This is a genomic window from Streptomyces sp. NPDC045968 (genome assembly GCF_056430475.1).
Genome location: NZ_JBWKLF010000005.1, coordinates 137,875 through 154,836, shown reverse-complemented (window position 1 = coordinate 154,836; position 16,962 = coordinate 137,875). Strand labels below are relative to the sequence as shown.

At 71.3% G+C, this 16,962-nt stretch carries 13 protein-coding genes; 11 read left to right on the top strand and 2 right to left on the bottom strand.

All coding sequences use genetic code 11. From position 1 onward, the window contains the following. Positions 1 to 53: 53 nt before the first annotated feature. A complete protein-coding gene (locus AC07FA_RS16440; protein ID WP_479076141.1) occupies positions 54 to 1,127 on the bottom strand; it encodes a LacI family DNA-binding transcriptional regulator in 1,074 nt (357 codons plus the stop codon). Positions 1,128 to 1,351: 224 nt separating this feature from the next. Here AC07FA_RS16440 and AC07FA_RS16435 point away from each other — a divergent pair, with 224 nt between their 5' ends. From AC07FA_RS16435 to AC07FA_RS16385, 11 genes are all read left to right on the top strand, one after another. After that, positions 1,352 to 2,617: an ABC transporter substrate-binding protein gene (locus AC07FA_RS16435; RefSeq protein WP_479076140.1), complete on the top strand. Its 1,266-nt coding sequence runs from the start codon at positions 1,352 to 1,354 to the stop codon at positions 2,615 to 2,617. Positions 2,618 to 2,752: 135 nt separating this feature from the next. Next, the gene (locus AC07FA_RS16430; RefSeq protein WP_479076139.1) at positions 2,753 to 3,595 is read left to right on the top strand and encodes a carbohydrate ABC transporter permease; all 843 of its coding nucleotides are present in this window, start codon (positions 2,753 to 2,755) and stop codon (positions 3,593 to 3,595) included. Beyond that, a complete protein-coding gene (locus tag AC07FA_RS16425; protein WP_479076138.1) occupies positions 3,582 to 4,472 on the top strand; it encodes a carbohydrate ABC transporter permease in 891 nt (296 codons plus the stop codon). Before AC07FA_RS16430 ends, AC07FA_RS16425 begins: the two co-directional genes overlap by 14 nt. Positions 4,473 to 4,515: 43 nt before the next feature. Next, complete coding sequence (locus tag AC07FA_RS16420; RefSeq protein WP_479076137.1) at positions 4,516 to 5,280, top strand: SDR family NAD(P)-dependent oxidoreductase; 765 nt, start codon at positions 4,516 to 4,518, stop codon at positions 5,278 to 5,280. Next, the gene (locus AC07FA_RS16415; RefSeq protein WP_479076136.1) at positions 5,268 to 7,055 is read left to right on the top strand and encodes a heparinase II/III domain-containing protein; all 1,788 of its coding nucleotides are present in this window, start codon (positions 5,268 to 5,270) and stop codon (positions 7,053 to 7,055) included. Before AC07FA_RS16420 ends, AC07FA_RS16415 begins: the two co-directional genes overlap by 13 nt. A gap of 3 nt (positions 7,056 to 7,058) precedes the next feature. Next, entirely contained in the window at positions 7,059 to 9,044 is a 1,986-nt protein-coding gene (locus AC07FA_RS16410; protein ID WP_479076135.1) for a hypothetical protein, read from the top strand. Between the two features lie 4 nt (positions 9,045 to 9,048). Beyond that, positions 9,049 to 9,651, top strand: a complete 603-nt coding sequence (locus AC07FA_RS16405; RefSeq protein ID WP_479076133.1) for a DUF624 domain-containing protein — start codon at positions 9,049 to 9,051, stop codon at positions 9,649 to 9,651. Continuing rightward, positions 9,648 to 10,727: a DUF1565 domain-containing protein gene (locus AC07FA_RS16400; RefSeq protein WP_479076132.1), complete on the top strand. Its 1,080-nt coding sequence runs from the start codon at positions 9,648 to 9,650 to the stop codon at positions 10,725 to 10,727. The genes AC07FA_RS16405 and AC07FA_RS16400 overlap by 4 nt, the downstream gene beginning before the upstream one ends. A gap of 47 nt (positions 10,728 to 10,774) precedes the next feature. Then, entirely contained in the window at positions 10,775 to 11,878 is a 1,104-nt protein-coding gene (locus tag AC07FA_RS16395) for an SGNH/GDSL hydrolase family protein (protein WP_479076130.1), read from the top strand. 11 nt (positions 11,879 to 11,889) lie between these two features. Continuing rightward, the gene (locus tag AC07FA_RS16390) at positions 11,890 to 14,280 is read left to right on the top strand and encodes a polysaccharide lyase 8 family protein (RefSeq protein WP_479076129.1); all 2,391 of its coding nucleotides are present in this window, start codon (positions 11,890 to 11,892) and stop codon (positions 14,278 to 14,280) included. 4 nt (positions 14,281 to 14,284) lie between these two features. Next, positions 14,285 to 15,259, top strand: coding sequence for an acetylxylan esterase (locus tag AC07FA_RS16385; RefSeq protein ID WP_479076128.1), 975 nt, complete (start codon positions 14,285 to 14,287; stop codon positions 15,257 to 15,259). A 137-nt stretch (positions 15,260 to 15,396) separates the two neighbouring features. Here the strand turns inward: AC07FA_RS16385 and AC07FA_RS16380 are convergent, their stop codons facing one another. Continuing rightward, the gene (locus tag AC07FA_RS16380; RefSeq protein ID WP_479076126.1) at positions 15,397 to 16,956 is read right to left on the bottom strand and encodes a phytoene desaturase family protein; all 1,560 of its coding nucleotides are present in this window, start codon (positions 16,954 to 16,956) and stop codon (positions 15,397 to 15,399) included. Positions 16,957 to 16,962: the final 6 nt, after the last annotated feature.

Genomic DNA, 16,962 nt, shown 5'->3' with positions numbered 1-16,962 from the left:
GTCAAGCCCGTCCGGCGACCGAGGACCGAGCGGTCGCCGGACGGGCCCGCACCTCATGCCACCGGCTCAGGCGTGGGAGCCGGCACCGGCACCGGCGCCGTCGACTCCCGTACCACCAGGCGGGGGCGGATCAGCAGGGAGCGCCCGGCGACCGGCGCCGAGTCGATCCGGGCTCTCAGCTGCTGGAACGTCTCCGCGGCCATCTCCGGCAGCGGCTGACGGACGGTGGTGAGCGGCGGTTCGAAGAGGTCCGCGAGCAGGATGTCGTCGAAGCCGACCACCGAGACATCCTGCCCCGCGGTGCGCCCGGCGTCCTTGGCGCCCCGGCAGATGCCGATCGCGCACATGTCGTTGATCGCGACGAACGCGGTGGGCGGACGCGGCCCGGACAGCAGCTCCCGGGCCGCGTTGCGCCCGAGCTCCGCGGCGTCCTTGTCGCCGAACTCGGCCGCCTCGGCGCCCGGCCAGACGATCGCGTCGGCCGGGTCGAGACCCGCCGACTCCAGGGCCGCCCGGAAGCCGCGCAGGCGCTCGCGGCGGTTGACGCTGTTGACCGAGCCCGAGACGAACGCCAGCCTGCGGTGGCCGAGTTCGACGAGATGACGGGTGGCGAGCTCGGCGCCCATCGCGTTGTCCACGCTGATGCTGGCCAGCGACGGCGGGTCGCCCGCCTGCGCCGTACGGTCGAAGGCGACCATCTTCAGGCCGCGGCTGAGCAGCGGCGTCATATGGTCGAGCGAGGGCAGTGAGGAGCAGAGCACCACGCCGCTCACCCCGTCCGCCAGCAGCTCCTCGCCGTACTTCAGCTCGCGGGCCGGGTCGCGCTCGCTGTTGCAGAGCAGCACGTGATAGCCCTCGGCGAGCGCGATGGCCTCCAGCTCGCGGGCGAGGGAGCCCCAGAAGGGGTTCGCGACGGACGGCACGATGAGACCGATCACCTTGATCCGGCCGGTGCGCAGCATCCGCGCCGCCCGGTTCGGCCGGTAGCTGAGCTGCTCAATGGCCTGTTCGACGCGGGCCAGGGTGGCCGCCTGCATACGGTCGGTACGCCCGTTGAGGACGTTGGAGACCGTGCTGGCGGAAACCCCCGCCGCCGCCGCGACCTGATGAATCGTTGCCCCGCTCATGCCACCTCCGGTTCGGAACGCACTACGAGTCCAGTGTACCGATTTACTGAATCCACTCCACCGGTACACCCGTTAACTTGCCTGAAAATTCTTGTGCATCAGCTGTTGACGTCGCTCTCGCGGCGTTCCTAGCATCAGTGCATCGATTTACCAGCGCTTCCCAGCCACACCTGGGGTGACATGACTGGATCGATCCACAGCCTCCACCTCAAAAGGGGTGCCCCATGGAACTCAACAGACGGTCGCTGCTCGCTGTCATCGGCGCGGGTACCGCTGCCGCCCTCACGGGCTGCGGCACCGGCTCCACGGCGTCCGGCTCGGCCGACGGACCGGCCGAGGGCGAGATCACGCTGCTCACCCCGATCTTCGAAGGCTCCGACGGCAAGACCCTGCTGGAGGAGAAGATCCTCGGCGGGTTCCGGAAGAAGTATCCGGACGTCAGGGTGAACGTGGACTACACCACGTACGCCCAGCTCAACGAGAAGATCACCACCGGTCTCGCGGGCGGGCTGCTGCCCGACGTGCTGATGATGGGGGTCGGCTGGATACCCCCGTTCGCCGCGAAGAAGGCCATCGCCGAGCTGCCGGAGAAGCTGGCCGCCGCGCACGACTACGAGGAGCGGGTGCTCGACCCGTCGCGTCACGACGGCAGGCTGTACGCGCTGCCGGTCGTCCTCGACACCCGCATCGTCGTCTACCGCAAGGACCACTTCGCCGAGGCCGGGATCAAGAAGACCCCGGCCACCTGGGCGGAACTGCGCGCGGTGGCCAAGCAGTTGACCACGGACGACAGGATCGGCTTCGATCCGTTCTCCATCGACCTGCGCCAGTGCTGGGAGACCTTCCTCTTCGCCAACGGCGGTCGGCTGTTCAGCGAGGACGGCAGGAAGGTGCTGTTCACCGACTCCCGCGGGGTCGAGGCACTGCAGTTCTTCAAGGATCTGGTCAAGGACGGTTCGGCCGACTACGCGAAGAAGACGGACGCCGGCTCGCCGTCCAACGTCCAGACCGGCAAGGCGTCGATGATGATGTCGACCAGCGCCCTGTGGAAGCAGGTCACGGACCAGAACCCGGAGCTGATCGAGGACGACAAGCTGGGTGCGTTCGTCCTCACCAACCGCCGGCCCGCGATGCTCCAGGGCGGCACACTCGTCTCCCGCTCCGCGAGTTCCAAGCACCCGGCGGCGGCCCTCGCGCTCGTCGAGTACCTCGCGTCGCCCGAGTCGATCCTCGGTGCGGCCGAGCAGCGCGGTTCGGTGCCCGGCCTGCGGGACCTGAACGACACCGGCTATGTGAAGGAGAACCAGTTCGTCGCTCTCTCGCTGCAGAGCCTGGAGCACTCCGTCTCCGAAGGCGGCACCGCGGCCTGGATGGAGATCCGCGAAAAGATCAAGCCGACGCTGGAGCCCGCGATCGTGGGGAACCAGTCGGCGAAGGACGCCATCGCGGAGCTCGGCCGCCTCGCCGAGGCCGCGATCGGCCGGATGTAAGGACCCGTCACTGTGGGAGCGACATCCGTGGTGAAGGCGCGGCCCGCGCGGCCCCCTTCACTCCCTGAGAAAGCGGTGCCGAAGCGCACCGGCCGGGCCCCGACGGGCCCGGGTCGACGCAGGCGCCGGGCAGGCATGCTCATGGTGGCGCCCGCGCTGCTGCACGCCTCGCTGTGGATCGGTCTGCCGGTCGTGGCCTCGGTGGCCCTGGCCTTCACGAAGTACGACGTGCTGACGGCGCCGCAGTTCGTGGGTCTGGACAACTTCCGGGACATGCTGGACGACGCGGTCTTCCGAAAGTCCGTCGTCAACACCATCATCTACACCTTCTTCACCGTGCCGTTCGGCATGCTGCTGGGGCTGCTGCTGGCCCTGGCCCTGCACACCGGCCTGAAGGCCCGCGGCATCTTCCGTACGGCGGTGTTCCTGCCGCAGGTCACGGCGACCGTCGCGATCGCCCTCGTCTGGCTGTGGATCTACAACCCGGGCAACGGGCTGCTCAACGCGCTGCTGGCGTTCCTCGGCATCGACGGTCCGGCCTGGCTCAACTCGACCGCCTGGGCGATGCCCTCGGTGATCCTGGTCGGCATCTGGCAGGGCATCGGCATGAAGATGCTCATCTATCTGGCCGCCCTCCAGTCCCTGCCGAAGGAGCTGTACGAGGCGGCGGCGGTGGACGGCGCCTCCAAGGTGCGGCAGTTCTTCTCGATCACGCTGCCGCTGCTGAAGCCCGCCACGTTCTTCGTGCTCATCACCTCGATGATCAGCGCGTTCCAGTCGTTCGACCAGATCTACATCCTCACCGACGGCGGCCCCGCCAACAGCACCACGATGATGACGTACGAGATCTACAAATCCGCCTTCCGGGAGTTCCGCGTCGGTTACGCCTGCGCGCAGTCACTGGTGCTGTTCGTCCTGCTGATGGGCTTCACCCTCGTGAACCGGCGGATCATGGGAGGCACCCGTGGCCACAGCTGAGATCCACGCCCGGCGCAAACCCGTCTCCGCCGGCCGCATCGCGCTCTATGTGACGCTCTCCGTGATCTCCCTGCTGATGGTGGTGCCGTTCGTCTGGATGGTGCTCACCTCGCTCAAGACGCCGGTGGAGATCGCCTCGCAGAACGCCGGGCTCCTCCCGGAACACTGGGAGTTCGGGAACTACCTCGACGCCCTGAAGGCGGCGCCGTTCGCCACGTACGCCCGCAACAGCTTCATCATCGCGATCAGCCACACGGTGCTCAACGTGCTGGTGGCGTCGATGGCGGGATACGCGCTGGCGCGCATCAGGTTCCGCGGCAGCGAGGTGATCTTCTACCTCTTCATCGCGGCGCTGATGATCCCGACGTACACGAAGGTGCTGCCGGAGTTCCTGATCGTCCGCTTCATGCCGCTGGCCGGCGGTAACGACATCCTCGGCCAGGGCGGCAGCGGGTGGCTGGACACCTGGTGGGCGCTCATCATCCCGGGCGCGGTCACCCCGTTCGCGGTCTTCCTCTTCCGGCAGTTCTATCTGGACCTGCCGGTGGAGCTGGAGGAAGCGGCGCGGCTCGACGGGCTCGGCGAATTCCGGATCTACGCCCGGATCATGACGCCGCAGGTCAAGCCCGCGCTCACCACGGTGGCGCTGCTGACGTTCGAGTCGTCGTGGAACAACTTCCTGTGGCCGTTGCTGGTGACCCGCACCGACAGTCTGCGGGTGATCCAGGTGGGGCTCTCCGTCTTCAAGACGGAGAACGGCACCCAATGGCACTTCCTGATGGCCGGCACCACCCTGGCCACCCTCCCCATGGTCGTGCTCTTCCTCATCGGCCAGCGCTACTTCGTGCAGGGCTTCGCAACCGCCGGTCTCAAGTAGCCGGTTCCGGTCCCGGTGACCGGTCATCGAAAGGGCTCCACCCATGTCTGCTGATCTCAACGGTTCCCGCGCACTGGTGACGGGGGCGGGCCACGGCATCGGCCGGGCCATCGCCGTCGCCCTTGCCGAGGCCGGCGCCGATGTCGCCGTCCACTACCACTCCTCCGCCGACGAGGCCGCGCGGACGGTCTCCGCGATCGAGGCGCTGGGCCGCAGGGCGAAGGCCTTCAAGGCCGATGTGACCGTGACCTCCGACGTGGACCGCCTCGTCGAGGAGGCGGCCGGCTTCCTCGGCGGCCTGGACGTCCTCGTCTGCAACGCGGGCCATCTGATCGGCCGCGCGAAGATCGCCGAGATGAGCGACGACCACTTCGAGCAGGTCGTCTCCGTCAACCTGACCTCGGCGTTCCGTACGGTACGGGCCGCTCTCCCCCATCTGACGAAGTCGTCCGCGGGCCGCATCATCACGATGTCGTCGCTGGCCGCGCACAACGGCGGCGGTCCCGGCTCGGTCGCGTACGCCGCCGCCAAGGCAGGCGTCCGCGGCTTCACGAAGGGCCTCGCCAAGGAACTGGCGGGTACGGGCATCACGGTCAACACCGTCGCCCCGGGCTTCATCAAGGGCACCGCCTTCCACGACACGTTCACGGCGCCCGAGGCGCAAGCGTCCATGGAGGCCGGCATTCCGGTCGGCCGGGCGGGCACGCCCGAGGACGTCGCCTCGGCGGTCGTCCACCTGGCCTCGCCCGCGTCGGGATTCCTCACGGCCACCACGGTCGACATCGACGGTGGCGTATGGCCGCGTTGAGGCGGATCGCGCGCGAGCGGGGTGGCTGGTGGCACGCGTACGTGTGCCCCGCGCACGGTGTGGAGCTCGACCACGGCGACCTGCTCGCCGGGGTCTTCCCGGAGGGCGGGGCGCGGTGCGGGCACGGCTGCCGGGTCGACGACGAGGCGGTGCGCGGCGCCTGGCTGGTGCTGTCGCACCAGGCCTGGGCGCGGCACCTGCGGGTGCTCGCCCACCGGGGCGAGCGCACGGAGACGGTCGCACGGCTCGTCGAGTACACCGGTCTGTACGCGGACCTGGCCACCGCGCGGCACGGCGAGGCGCAGCCCTGGATGCTGCGCGGCCGGCTGTTCCACCAGGCGCTGACGGACGCCATCTGGGCGGTGAACATCGGCCACACGGTGATCACCCTCGCCGAGAAGAGCACGGAGGGACTGCACGCGGTCCTTCCACTGCTGGACGAGCTGGAGCGGGCGGCGCTGGACGCTCGTGACGTGCTCACCGACCAGGGGCAGCTCGCGTCCAACTACACCGCGTGGCTCAACGCCGCCGGTGTCGCGGCGAGCCGCGCGGCCGCGGCCGCCCGTGGCCGGGACTGGGACGGCGGCGAGCGGTGGCTTGCGGGCGAGCACGGCCTGTACGCGCATCTGCGGGTTGCGGTGGCCGGGGACGGCTGGGAGTGGGAGGGCAGCACGTACTACCACGGGTTCGTGCTGCGGGCCGCGCTGCTGGCGCTGCGCTCCACCGACCCGTCGGACATCCCGTCCGACGTGGTGGACGCGCTGGCCGGGATGACGGACGTGCTGGCGGCGATCGCGACACCGGGCGGCATCCTCCCCGCGCTCCACGACGGGCCGTATCTGCGCGGGCCGCTGGCCCTTGAGTGGCTCGAACTCGCCGCGCTGGCACAGCAGTTGGTGCCCTCGACCACGCTGGAAGCCGTGGCTGCGCGGGCCCGTACCGAGCTCGGCGCGGCGGACGACGGACTCGACGGCGAGCTGGGCGGCTGGTTCACCGGGCCGCCGCTTCCCGAGCGTGCGCCGCCCGGTCCGGTTTCGGTGTTCCCGTCCGCCGGATACGGGGTGCTGCGCGGCTCGGGCCTCCACGCCCTGCTGGACTTCGGCCCGCACGGCGGCTCGCACGGCCATCGCGACAAGCTGTCGCTGTACCTGTACGGGGACCACACCCCGTGGCAGCCCGATCCCGGCCAGGTGCCGTACGCCCACGCCGAGTTCCGGGATCTGTACGCCTCGACGGCCGCCCATCCGGCGTTCCGGGTGGACGGCGCCGAACAGGCCGAGTGCACCGGCGCGCTGCTCGGCTCGGACGCCGTCTCGGTCACCGCCGAGGTGACAACCGCGTACGAAGGGGTGCGCGCGGTCAGACGCGTCGTGCTCGGCGACTGCTATCTGGTGGACCTTCTGACAGTCACGGGACAGGAGCCCCGCCGCATCACGGCGCAGCTGCGGCCGGGCACCGCGCTGGACGTCCAGGTGCAGGCCACGGGCCCCCTGCGCACCACCTGGTACGGCGAGGAGACCCTGCACGGCTGGCACACGCACACGAGCGGCGTGCCGGTCCGTCCGGTGACGGCACCGGGCCCGGGGCCGGCCGACGATCCCCAGCGGACGCGCACCCGGGTCGACTTCACCGCCGATGCCGATCGGGTCGTCTTCGCCTCGGTCTACCAGGCGGCGTCCGCGGGCCCTGCGGTGAGCACTGTACGTCTGGACGGCGAGGAGCTGACGGTGGAACTGGCGGACGGCTCCACGGCACGATTCCGGACGGAGGGCTGATCCTTGCTGCTGTCGGCGACCCCGCCGCCCGGACCGCGCCCCGCGCAGGAGACCCGGCTGTACGAGGAGGCGGCCCGTCATCGCGGGCTGACCCCTCCCCGTACCCACCCCCTGGCCAGCATCACCTGGCTGGGTCCCGCGGCCTCCAACCCCGCCCTCGCCTACCGGACCGGCGGCGACCGGGCCCATCTGACGGAGAGCATCCGCTGGGTCGAGGCGGCCGTCCGGCTGCCGCACTGGGGCAAGGCCCATATGCCGGACCACGACCTGGACGCGGGCTGGCTGCTGCACCATCTGTCGCTCGTCCACCAGTGGATCGGTGACGACCTGCCGGACGGGCTGCGGGCCCTGCTGCGGTACAAGCTGCTGCTCCAGGGGCGGCGGATGTACGAGTTCGCGGTGGCGAGCGAGGGACGCTGGTGGTCGTCCTCGTACTGGCAGAACCACAACTGGATCTGTTACGCGGGTCTGGCGACGGCCGGCTACGTGCTGGGCAAGGAGGAGTGGACCGAGCGCGCCAAGGACAATCTGGGCCGGGTCCTGGACCTGATGCCGGAGGACGGCTCGCATGCCGAGGGCGTCGTGTACTGGCGCTACGGGGTCCCGTTCCTGGCGGCCCATCTGGATCTCCTCCAGGAGGCCGAGGGCATCGACTGGTGGGGGCGGGGCGGGTTCCTCTCCCGTACCTTCCGCTACCGGCTGCACCAGTCGGCGCCTGGCTTCGCGTTCACCGTCGACCACGGCGACTGCCACGACCGGCGCAGCGGTCACAGCGCCGGGCTCTACTACCGTCTGGCCTCGCAGTACGGCATCCCCGAGGCCCAGTGGATGGGTGATCTGGCCTCGGGCGAACTGCTGTGGCAGGAAGCGGCGGAGAGCGGTGTGCGGCCGGGCATCCTGCCGGAGGCGTATCTCGAGTACCTCTGGTACGACCCGGCGGTGCCGGCCGCGCGTCCCACCGAGACCCGGGCGTTCTTCCCCGATCTGGGGCTGGTGGCGGCCAGGACCGGCTGGGACGACGACGCCACCCTGGTCTCGTTCAAGGCGAGTCCCGGCGGTGGGCACAAGGCGTGGGAGACCGCGGAGAAGCACCGCGCGGAGCTGGGCTGGGAGACGCTGAACCAGGGGCATCACCATCCGGATTCGGGTTCCTTCGTGCTGGTCTCGCAGGGTGCGTTCCTCGCGGTGGACGAGGGGTACAGCAACCGCAAGCGGGCCGCCCACCACAATCTGCTCCTGGTGGACGGCCAGGGGTACGCCGACGAGGACCGTTACCACGTCTACCAGGACATCCCGTTCGAGCGGCAGGCCCGGCAGCGCGATGTGCTGGTGGACGCCGAGGCCGGATGGGTGCACTCCACCGCGGAGATCGCCGCGATGTACGACGCCGCTCTGGGCGTCCGGCGGCTCGACCGGTCCCTGGTGTTCACCCCGGCCGGGCGGCTGGTGCTGCTCGATCTCGCCGAGGCGGACGAGGGGCGGGAGTGGACGTTCCTGCTCCAGACCGACCGGCCGACCGAGGCACGGCCCGACGGCACCCGGCTGATCCGTTCGGGCACGGCCGTGGCCCGGGTCCGGCAGTTCGCGCCACCCGGCGGACGCGTCGCCTCCGAGGTCACGGAGGTGGAGGCGAACCCGACGTCCAGCACGCCGGAACTGCGTCTCACCCGCACGCTGCACACCCTGCGTTCGACGACCGCCCGGTCGTCGGACGGTCACTTCCTCACCGCGATCACACCCGGTGTGTCGTGCCGGGCCGAACAGGCCGGCTGCGTGGAGGGTCACGGTGTGACCTTCGAGGACGGGGAGGAGACCGTGCTGCTGTCCCCTGTCGCACGCCGCATCCGCACGGGGACGATCGACGCAGACGCGGCGGCCGTGTTCCTCTCCGCGGCCGGTGCCCCCTACGTCGTACGGGCCACGCGGCTGGAGCTGAACGGCCGGGTGCTGCTCGATGTTCCGGAGCCGTACACAGGAAAGGTCGGCTGAGACCATGCGGGCAACCCTCTCGTCGGGCTGGCCCACGCTGCTGAGGCGGCTGGAGTTCGTGGCCTACCCGGCCGCTGCCGGAGCGGCGTTCGCCGTGCTGTCGCTGGGTGTGGTGACGTGGCTGCCCGCGCTCGCCGCCATGGGCCACGCCCTTCAGCGGTGGCGCGAGGAGGGGGACAGCCGCTGCTTCACCAACGCGTTCTCCGCGTTTCCGCGGTACTGGCGGGCGCTGTGGCGGCACGGTCTGCTGTCGACCGCCGCGGCAGCCGTCCTCGCGGCCAACATCATGTATCTGCTGGGGCGTTCGGAGCCCTGGACGTTCGTGGTGCTCGCCGCGCAGGCCGGTATCGCGGCCGCGCTCGTCATCCACCATGTGGCGCTCGCCGCGGAGGCCGGGCGGACCCCGCACGGCTCGGTCCGTTCCTGGTCCCTCGGCGCGCTGGCGCTGGGCTTCGGGTCCCCGGCCCGTGGCACCGCTCTGCTCGGCGCGGTGATCTCCGCCGTGCTGCTCTCGCTCGTCGTACCGCTGGGGCCTGTGCTTCTCGGCCCCAGCATTCCCGTACTGCTCGCTCTGTCCTTCGCAGATCCCAGGAGGCACACCCCATGAGGCATCACTCGCTCACCGTTCTCACCGCCGCGCTGGCCGCGGGCGTCGCGCCGCTCGCCTTCCCCCTCCCGTCGGCCGCGGCCGAGGCGGCGACCGCGTACTACGTCGCTCCGTCCGGCAGCGACGCCAACCCGGGTACGTCGGCGGGCGCCCCGTTCGCCACGATCCAGAAGGCCATGGACGTCGCCCCGACGGGTGCGGTGGTGAACCTGGCGGCGGGCACGTACCGGCAGGACGTGGTGACCAGGCGCGCCGGGGTCACGCTCACCGGCCCGTCGAACGCGGTGGTGAAGGGTGCGGGCGACGCCCGGATCATCCAGGTCCAGCACGACTCGACGACCCTGAGCGGCTTCACGGTGGACGGGCTGCACGGCTCCTCCACCGATGTGGCCGGCTACCGCCTCAAACTCATCTATGTCATGAGCACGACTCCTGGCAACGGGGTGGGGGCCCTGCACATCACCGGCATGACGCTCAAGAACGCCGCCGACGAATGCCTCCGGCTGCGCTACCTCGTCACCGGGGCGGAGGTGAACGACAACACCATCACCAACTGCGGCGTCGCCGACTTCAAGTTCGCCGGAGGCGGCAAGAACGGTGAGGGGATCTACCTCGGCACGGCCCCCGAGCAGCAGGGCGCCAACGGAGCCCCGGACGCGGCGGCCGACGTCAGCCGGAACAACCGCATCCACCACAACACGATCGACACGCAGGGCAACGAATGTGTCGACGTCAAGGAGAACTCGACCAACAACTACGTCGAGTACAACGACTGCGCCGGGCAGAAGGACGCCAGTTCGGGCGGGCTCGACGCGCGCGGCAGCGGCAACATCTTCCGCTACAACACCGTGCACGACAACGTAGGGGCGGGTATCCGGCTCGGCGGCGACACCGCCACCGACGGCATCGGCACCAGCGTCTACGGCAACACCATCACCGGGAACGCGGGCGGCGGCATCAAGTTCATGCGCACCCCGCAGGGGCCGGTGTGCACCAACACGATGAGCGGCAACACCGGCGACGCGGTCGGGACGTACGCGAGCGAGTACAACCCGACCGGTGCGTGCGCCCAGTGAGCGGCCGGAGGCCCGCGAGACGCGGGATTCTGACGGCGGCGGCAGGAATGGCCGGAGTGGCGGCGGTCGCCGCGGCCGCTCCCGGCGCCCGGGCGGCGGAGCGTCCCCGCGCCGCCGGGCCGAGCTGGACCACGTCCTGGGCGACGGCACAGACCGCGCCGACGGCGAGCGACATCGTGGCGAGCACGGGCCTGACCGACGGTGTCCACACGGCGGTGGTGCGGCTGTCCGCGGGCGGGCAGGTGCGGCTGCGGTACGGGAACGCGTTCGGAGCCGTACCGATTCTCGTCGGTCCGGTGACGGCGGGCGGGCAACCGGTGACCTTCGACGGCCGGCCGCAGGCCTTGCTGGCAGCGGGTGCCACGCTGACCAGTGACGCCGTCGAAGGACTGCGCGTCTCCGAGGGGGCGCGGCTGTCGGTGGAGACGCGGCTGCCGGGACCCACCGGGCCGCTGTCCTTCCACCGCAACACACACGCCTCGCACACGGTCGACGGGGTACGCACCACCTCCGTGTTCCTGCTGACGGGCGTCGAGACCACGGGCGCCGAAGGACCGGTCGTCGCCGTGCTCGGTGACTCCATCGCCGAGGGCGTCGGCACGCCGGACGACGCCGATCTGCGCTGGCCCGACCAGCTGGCGCGGCGCCTTCCCGGTTCGGCCGTCGCCAACCTCGGGATCAGCGGCAACCGGCTGCTGCTGAACGACGCCCGGTTCGGGCCCGGCGGACAGGCCCGGTTCGACCGGGACGTCCTCTCCCTGCCGGGGCTGCGGACGGTCCTCGTCCACCTCGGCGTCAACGACCTCCACCAGCCGCCCAGCCAGACCGACCCGGCGCTCTTCCTGGCCGGTTACCGGCAACTGGTGCTGCGGGCCCGCAACGCGGGACTGCGGATCGTCGGCGCCACCATCGCCCCGTTCGAGGGATGGGTCCGCTGGACGCCGGAGCTCGACGCGGTCCGGCAACAGGTCAACCGCACGGTGCGCACGGGCGGGGTCTTCGACGCCTTCGCGGACTTCGACTCCGCGCTGCGTGATCCCGGCCGGCCCTCGCGCATGCGGCCCACGTACGACAGCGGCGACGGCCTGCACCCCAACCCCTCCGGTCATACCGCGCTCGCCGCGGCCGTCGACCGCCGACACCTTCTGTGAGGGCCACCACCATGAATCCAGGCACCACCCGGCGTACCGTCCTGGCCACGGGAGCCGCGCTCGGCGCGGCGGCGGCCCTGCCCCTCTCCGCAGGCACCGCACACGCCGCCGCCGGGGACGCCGCCGCGCTGCGCGGCCGCTGGCACACCCTGCTCACCGGCGGCCCCGGGCTCGATACGACGGACGCGCGGATCGCCGCGGCCGTCGCCCGGATCGGCAGGGCCGCGACCACGGCGGCGAAGGGCCTCGACCCGGCCGCCGCCGATGGGCTGTTCCCCGACCTGACCAGCACCACGCTCTCCAACCACGTCACGACGTCGTTCAAGCGGCTCGCCACGATCGCGACCGCGTGGGCCGTCCCCGGCACCCCCCAGCACGGCGACACGGCCCTGCGCGATCTGCTGCTCGGCGGAATCGACTGGATGCTGACGCACCGTTACGGCCCCGGGCACACCCGTTTCGACAACGACTGGGACTGGGAGATCGGCTCGGCGCTCGCGCTCAACGACGCCACGGTGCTCCTGTACGACACCCTCGGCGCGGACCGGCTGACCCGGATCACGACGGCCGTGCGCCACTACACACCCGACCCCAACCTGTGGCGCGCCGACCGGCAGATCGCGACCGGCGCCAACCGGGTGTGGATCTCGACCGTCGTCGCGGTCAACGCGGTGCTGCGCGACGACGGCGACGCGCTGGTCCGGGTCCGGGACGCTCTTTCGGACGTCGAGGGTTCGGGCGCCAACAGTGTCCTGGCCTTCAACGACGCCGACGCGGCGGCGCAGGGCACGGGCGAGGGCTTCTACTCCGACGGCTCGTTCCTCCAGCACTACAAGCACCCGTACACCGGCGGGTACGGCAAGGAGCTCCTGAACAGCCTCTCCCGGCTGCTCAATCTGCTGGCCGGTACGGCGTGGACGGTGACCGATCCCGACCTCGACAACGTACGCGTCTGGGTGGACGAGGGCTTCGACCCGCTGCTCGCACGGGGCGATGTGCTGGCATCGGTGTGCGGACGCGAGATCGCCCGCCCCAGCAAGCAGGGCCACGCCTCGGCGCAGACGGTCATCGAGGCGGTGCTCCGCCTGATCCCCGGCTTCCCCGGGGAGACCGCCGAGCGCTTCACCGCGCTGGTCAAGCAGTGGATCGCCGAGGACACCTACCGGGACTTCCTCGCGGTCACCGACCTCGCCTCGCTGGTCGCCGCCCGCCAGGTCATCGGCTCCGCCGTCCCCGCACGCGGGCCGCTGGTCGCGCACAAGCAGCACCCCGGAATGGACAAGGCGGCGCACCACCGCCCCTCGTTCGCGCTCGGCATCTCCGCGTACTCCACCCGCATCTACAACTACGAGTCGATCCAGAACGAGAATCTGCACGGCTGGCACCTCTCCGACGGCATGGTGCTGCTCCACACCGACGACCTCGGGCACTACAGCGAGGACTACTGGCCGACCGTCGACCCGACGCGGCTGCCCGGCACGACCGTCATCGCCGGCCGGCCGGCGGACGCGGCCGGACAGCGCACCACCAGTACGGCGGACTGGGCGGGCGGCACCGCACTGCCCGGAACGACGCTCGGCGCGTACGGCATGGAACTGCGGGCGTACGGGAGTTCGCTGCGGGCGCTGAAGAGCTGGTTCTGTCTGGACGACGTGATCGCGTGCGTGGGCTCCGGTATCACCGCGCAGGCGGGGACGGCCGAGACGGTCGTCGAGAACCGCAAGCTCCGCGACCCTGCGGCGGCGCTCCTCGTCGACGGGACGCCGGCGCCCACCGGTGCGGGCTGGTCGGCGCGGCTGGAGAAGGTCCGCTGGCTGCACGTCGCGGGAACGGGCGGCTACGTCTTCCCCGAACCCACGACGCTCCAGGGGCTCCGCGAGGAGCGCACGGCGACCTGGCGGGAGATCAACCTCAAGTACGGCACGGACACCCCGGTCACCCGCCCCTATCTGACGCTGTGGCAGGACCACGGTCCGGCGCCGTCCGGCGCGGGCTACTTCTGGCTCCAGGCGCCGGCCGCGTCCGCCGAGCGCACGCGGCTGTGGTCGGCCGCCCCACCGGTGAAACTGGTGGCGCGGTCCACCGCCGTGCACGCGGTGCGCCGCTGCGCGGACGGGCTGCTCGCCGCCAACTTCTGGGCCGCGGCCTCGGCGCAGGAGCTCAGGGCGGACGGGCCGGCCTCGGTCCTGGTGCGCCCGGACGGGAAGACGCTGACGGTGTCCCTGTCCGATCCGACGCAGCTGCGGTCCACCGTCACGGTCGAACTGGCCGTCCGCGGTCTCACCCTCGCCTCCGCGGACCGGGGCGTGAGCGCCGTGCGCGTCGCGAACGGCATCCGGATCACGGCCGACACGGCGGGCCGCCACGGCGCGACTCTCCACCTCACCCTGAAGAGGAGCTAGACCCTTGCTGTTCGACATGCCCCTGGAGCGGCTGCGCGAGTACCGGCCGGAGCCGGAGGAACCGGCCGACTTCGACGCCTTCTGGGAGAAGACCCTGGCCGAGACGGGCCGGCACGACCTGGACGCCGAGTTCGTCCCGTACGACGCGGGATTCGCGACCGTCGACGTCCTCGACGTGACGTTCCGCGGCTGGGGCGGCCAGCCGGTGAAGGCCTGGCTGATGCTGCCGCGCGTGCGCACGGGCCCGCTGCCCGCCGTCGTGCAGTACATCGGCTACAACGGCGGCCGTGGCATCCCGTACTCCTGGCTGACCTGGAGCGCTCTCGGGTACGCGCACCTGATCATGGACAACCGGGGCCAGGGCGGCGGCGGAAAGAACACCGCGGACACCCCCGACATCCATCCCGAGGGGCACGGTTCGTCCTCGCCCGGCTTCCTCACGCGGGGCATCGAGGACCCGCACCAGCACTACTACCGCCGGCTCATCACCGACGCGGTACGGGCCGTGGACGCGGCGAAGGCCCATGAGGCCGTGGACGCCTCACGGGTCGCGGTCCTCGGCGGCAGCCAGGGCGGCGGGCTGGTGCTCGCCGTCGCCGGGCTGCGGGACGACGTGGCTGCGGCCGTCGCCGACGTACCGTTCCTCTGCCACTTCCGGCGCGGTTCGCAGATCACGGACGCGGGACCGTACTGGGAGGTCGCCCGCTGGCTCTCGGGGCACCGCTTCCGGGTCGAGGAGGCGATGGAGACCCTGTCGTACTTCGACGGCGCCAACTTCGGCGCACGGGCGAGCGCCCCCGCGTGGTTCTCGGTGGGCCTGATGGACAAGATCTGCCCGTCCTCCACCGTGTTCGCCGCCTACCACCGCTATGCGGGGCCCGCCGAGATCGAGGTGTTCGCGTACAACGGGCACGAGGGCGGCGCGGAGTACGACCTGCCGCGCAAGAGGGCGGCTCTGCGCGGGGTGTTCGGCTGCTAGTCGCCTGCCCGGATACAACAGCGGCTCAGCGGGGTGTGGCGCTGTGATGAGGGGGCAATGACACCGACCGGTCCCGATCAAGGATGTGGACCTCGGACCAGCTCAGCGCGGAGGCGCCGGTTCCTTTCCGGCGGAGGTCACCGGCCCAGCGCCGCCATCGCGGCGTTGTGGCCGGGGACCCCGCTGACCCCGCCGCCCCGCACGGCGCCCGCCCCGCAGAGCAGCACATTGGCGTGCGCGGTCTCCACTCCCCAGCGGCCGGTTGATTCCGTCGCGTAGGGGAAGGCCAGGTCCCGGTGGAAGATGTGGCCGCCGGGCAGCCGCAGATCCCGTTCGAGATCGAGCGGGGTCTTCGCCTCGATGCAGGGCGCCCCGTTCTCGTCGAGGGCGAGGCAGTCGGCGATCGGCTCGTCGAGATGGGTGTCGAGTTCGGCGAGCGTGGCCTTGAGCAGCTCGGCCCGTGCGGCGTCGTTGTCGGCGGTGAAGAGCCGGGCGGGCGTGTGCAGGCCGAAGAGCGTGAGGGTCTGGTAGCCGCGGGCCGCCAGGCCGGGCGCGAGGATCGACGGGTCGGTCAGCGAGTGGCAGTAGATCTCGGAGGGCGGCGCGGCGGGCAGGCGCCCCTGCTCGGCGTCCCGGTAGGCGTCGGCGAGCTGCCCGTAGCCCTCGGCGATGTGGAACGTACCGGCGAACGCGCGCCTCGGGTCGACGGCGTGGTCGCGCAGCCGCGGCAGCCGGGTGAGCAGCATGTTGACCTTCAGCTGCGCGCCTTCGGCGGGGGCGGGCGGCTCCTCGCCGAGGAGGGCGGCGAGGGCCTGCGGCGAGGCGTTGACGAGGACCCGCCGGGCCCCGATCACCTGCTGCCCGCCGGACGAGCGGACGGTGACCTCGGCGTGGGTCCCGTCGGTCTCGACGCGGGTCACCTCGTGCAGCGGCCGGATCTCGGCGCCCGCCTCACGGGCGGCCCGGGCGAGGGCGTCGGTCAGCGCGCCCATGCCGCCCACCGGTACGTCCCAGTCGCCGTTGCCGCCGCCGATGACGTGGTAGAGGAAACACCGGTTCTGGACCAGGGACGGATCGTGCGCGTCGGCGAAGGTGCCGATCAGCGCGTCCGTGAGCACCACTCCGCGTACGAGGTCATCGGTGAAGTTCTCCTCGACCGCGACGCCGATGGGCTCCTCGAACAGCATCCGCCAGGCGTCCGGGTCGTCGACGCGGGCGCGCAGCGCGTCCCGGGCGGGCAGCGGTTCGGTGAGCGTCGGGAACACCCGCTCGGCGACCCGCCCGGTCATGGCGTAGAAGCGCTGCCACGCCTCGTACTCACGGTCACCGCCGGTGAGCGCGGCGAAGGACTCCCGGGTGCCGTCACCGCCGACGAGCAGTCCGGTGGGCCGTCCGCCGCGCACGGCCGGGGTGTACGAGGAGACGGTCCGTTTGCGTACGGCGAAGTCGAGGCCCAGGTCCTGGACGATCTTCCGGGGCAGCAGGGAGACCAGGTACGAGTAGCGGGACAGGCGGGCGTCGACCCCGGCGAAGGGCCGGGTCGAGACGGCCGCTCCCCCGGTGGTGCCCAGGCGTTCCAGGACGAGGACGGACTGTCCGGCGCGTGCGAGATAGGCGGCGGCGACCAGACCGTTGTGGCCGCCGCCCACGATCACGGCGTCGTAGCGGTGCTGCGCGGGCGCGTCTTGTTCGGGCATGCACCT

Coding starts and splice junctions, on each gene's coding strand:
- AC07FA_RS16405 (WP_479076133.1), top strand. CDS start 9,049: ATGCGGGCAACCCTCTCGTCGGGCTGGCCCACGCTGCTGAGGCGGCTG.
- AC07FA_RS16395 (WP_479076130.1), top strand. CDS start 10,775: ATGGCCGGAGTGGCGGCGGTCGCCGCGGCCGCTCCCGGCGCCCGGGCG.
- AC07FA_RS16435 (WP_479076140.1), top strand. CDS start 1,352: ATGGAACTCAACAGACGGTCGCTGCTCGCTGTCATCGGCGCGGGTACC.
- AC07FA_RS16440 (WP_479076141.1), bottom strand. CDS start 1,127: ATGAGCGGGGCAACGATTCATCAGGTCGCGGCGGCGGCGGGGGTTTCC.
- AC07FA_RS16415 (WP_479076136.1), top strand. CDS start 5,268: ATGGCCGCGTTGAGGCGGATCGCGCGCGAGCGGGGTGGCTGGTGGCAC.
- AC07FA_RS16420 (WP_479076137.1), top strand. CDS start 4,516: ATGTCTGCTGATCTCAACGGTTCCCGCGCACTGGTGACGGGGGCGGGC.
- AC07FA_RS16400 (WP_479076132.1), top strand. CDS start 9,648: ATGAGGCATCACTCGCTCACCGTTCTCACCGCCGCGCTGGCCGCGGGC.
- AC07FA_RS16430 (WP_479076139.1), top strand. CDS start 2,753: ATGCTCATGGTGGCGCCCGCGCTGCTGCACGCCTCGCTGTGGATCGGT.
- AC07FA_RS16390 (WP_479076129.1), top strand. CDS start 11,890: ATGAATCCAGGCACCACCCGGCGTACCGTCCTGGCCACGGGAGCCGCG.
- AC07FA_RS16380 (WP_479076126.1), bottom strand. CDS start 16,956: ATGCCCGAACAAGACGCGCCCGCGCAGCACCGCTACGACGCCGTGATC.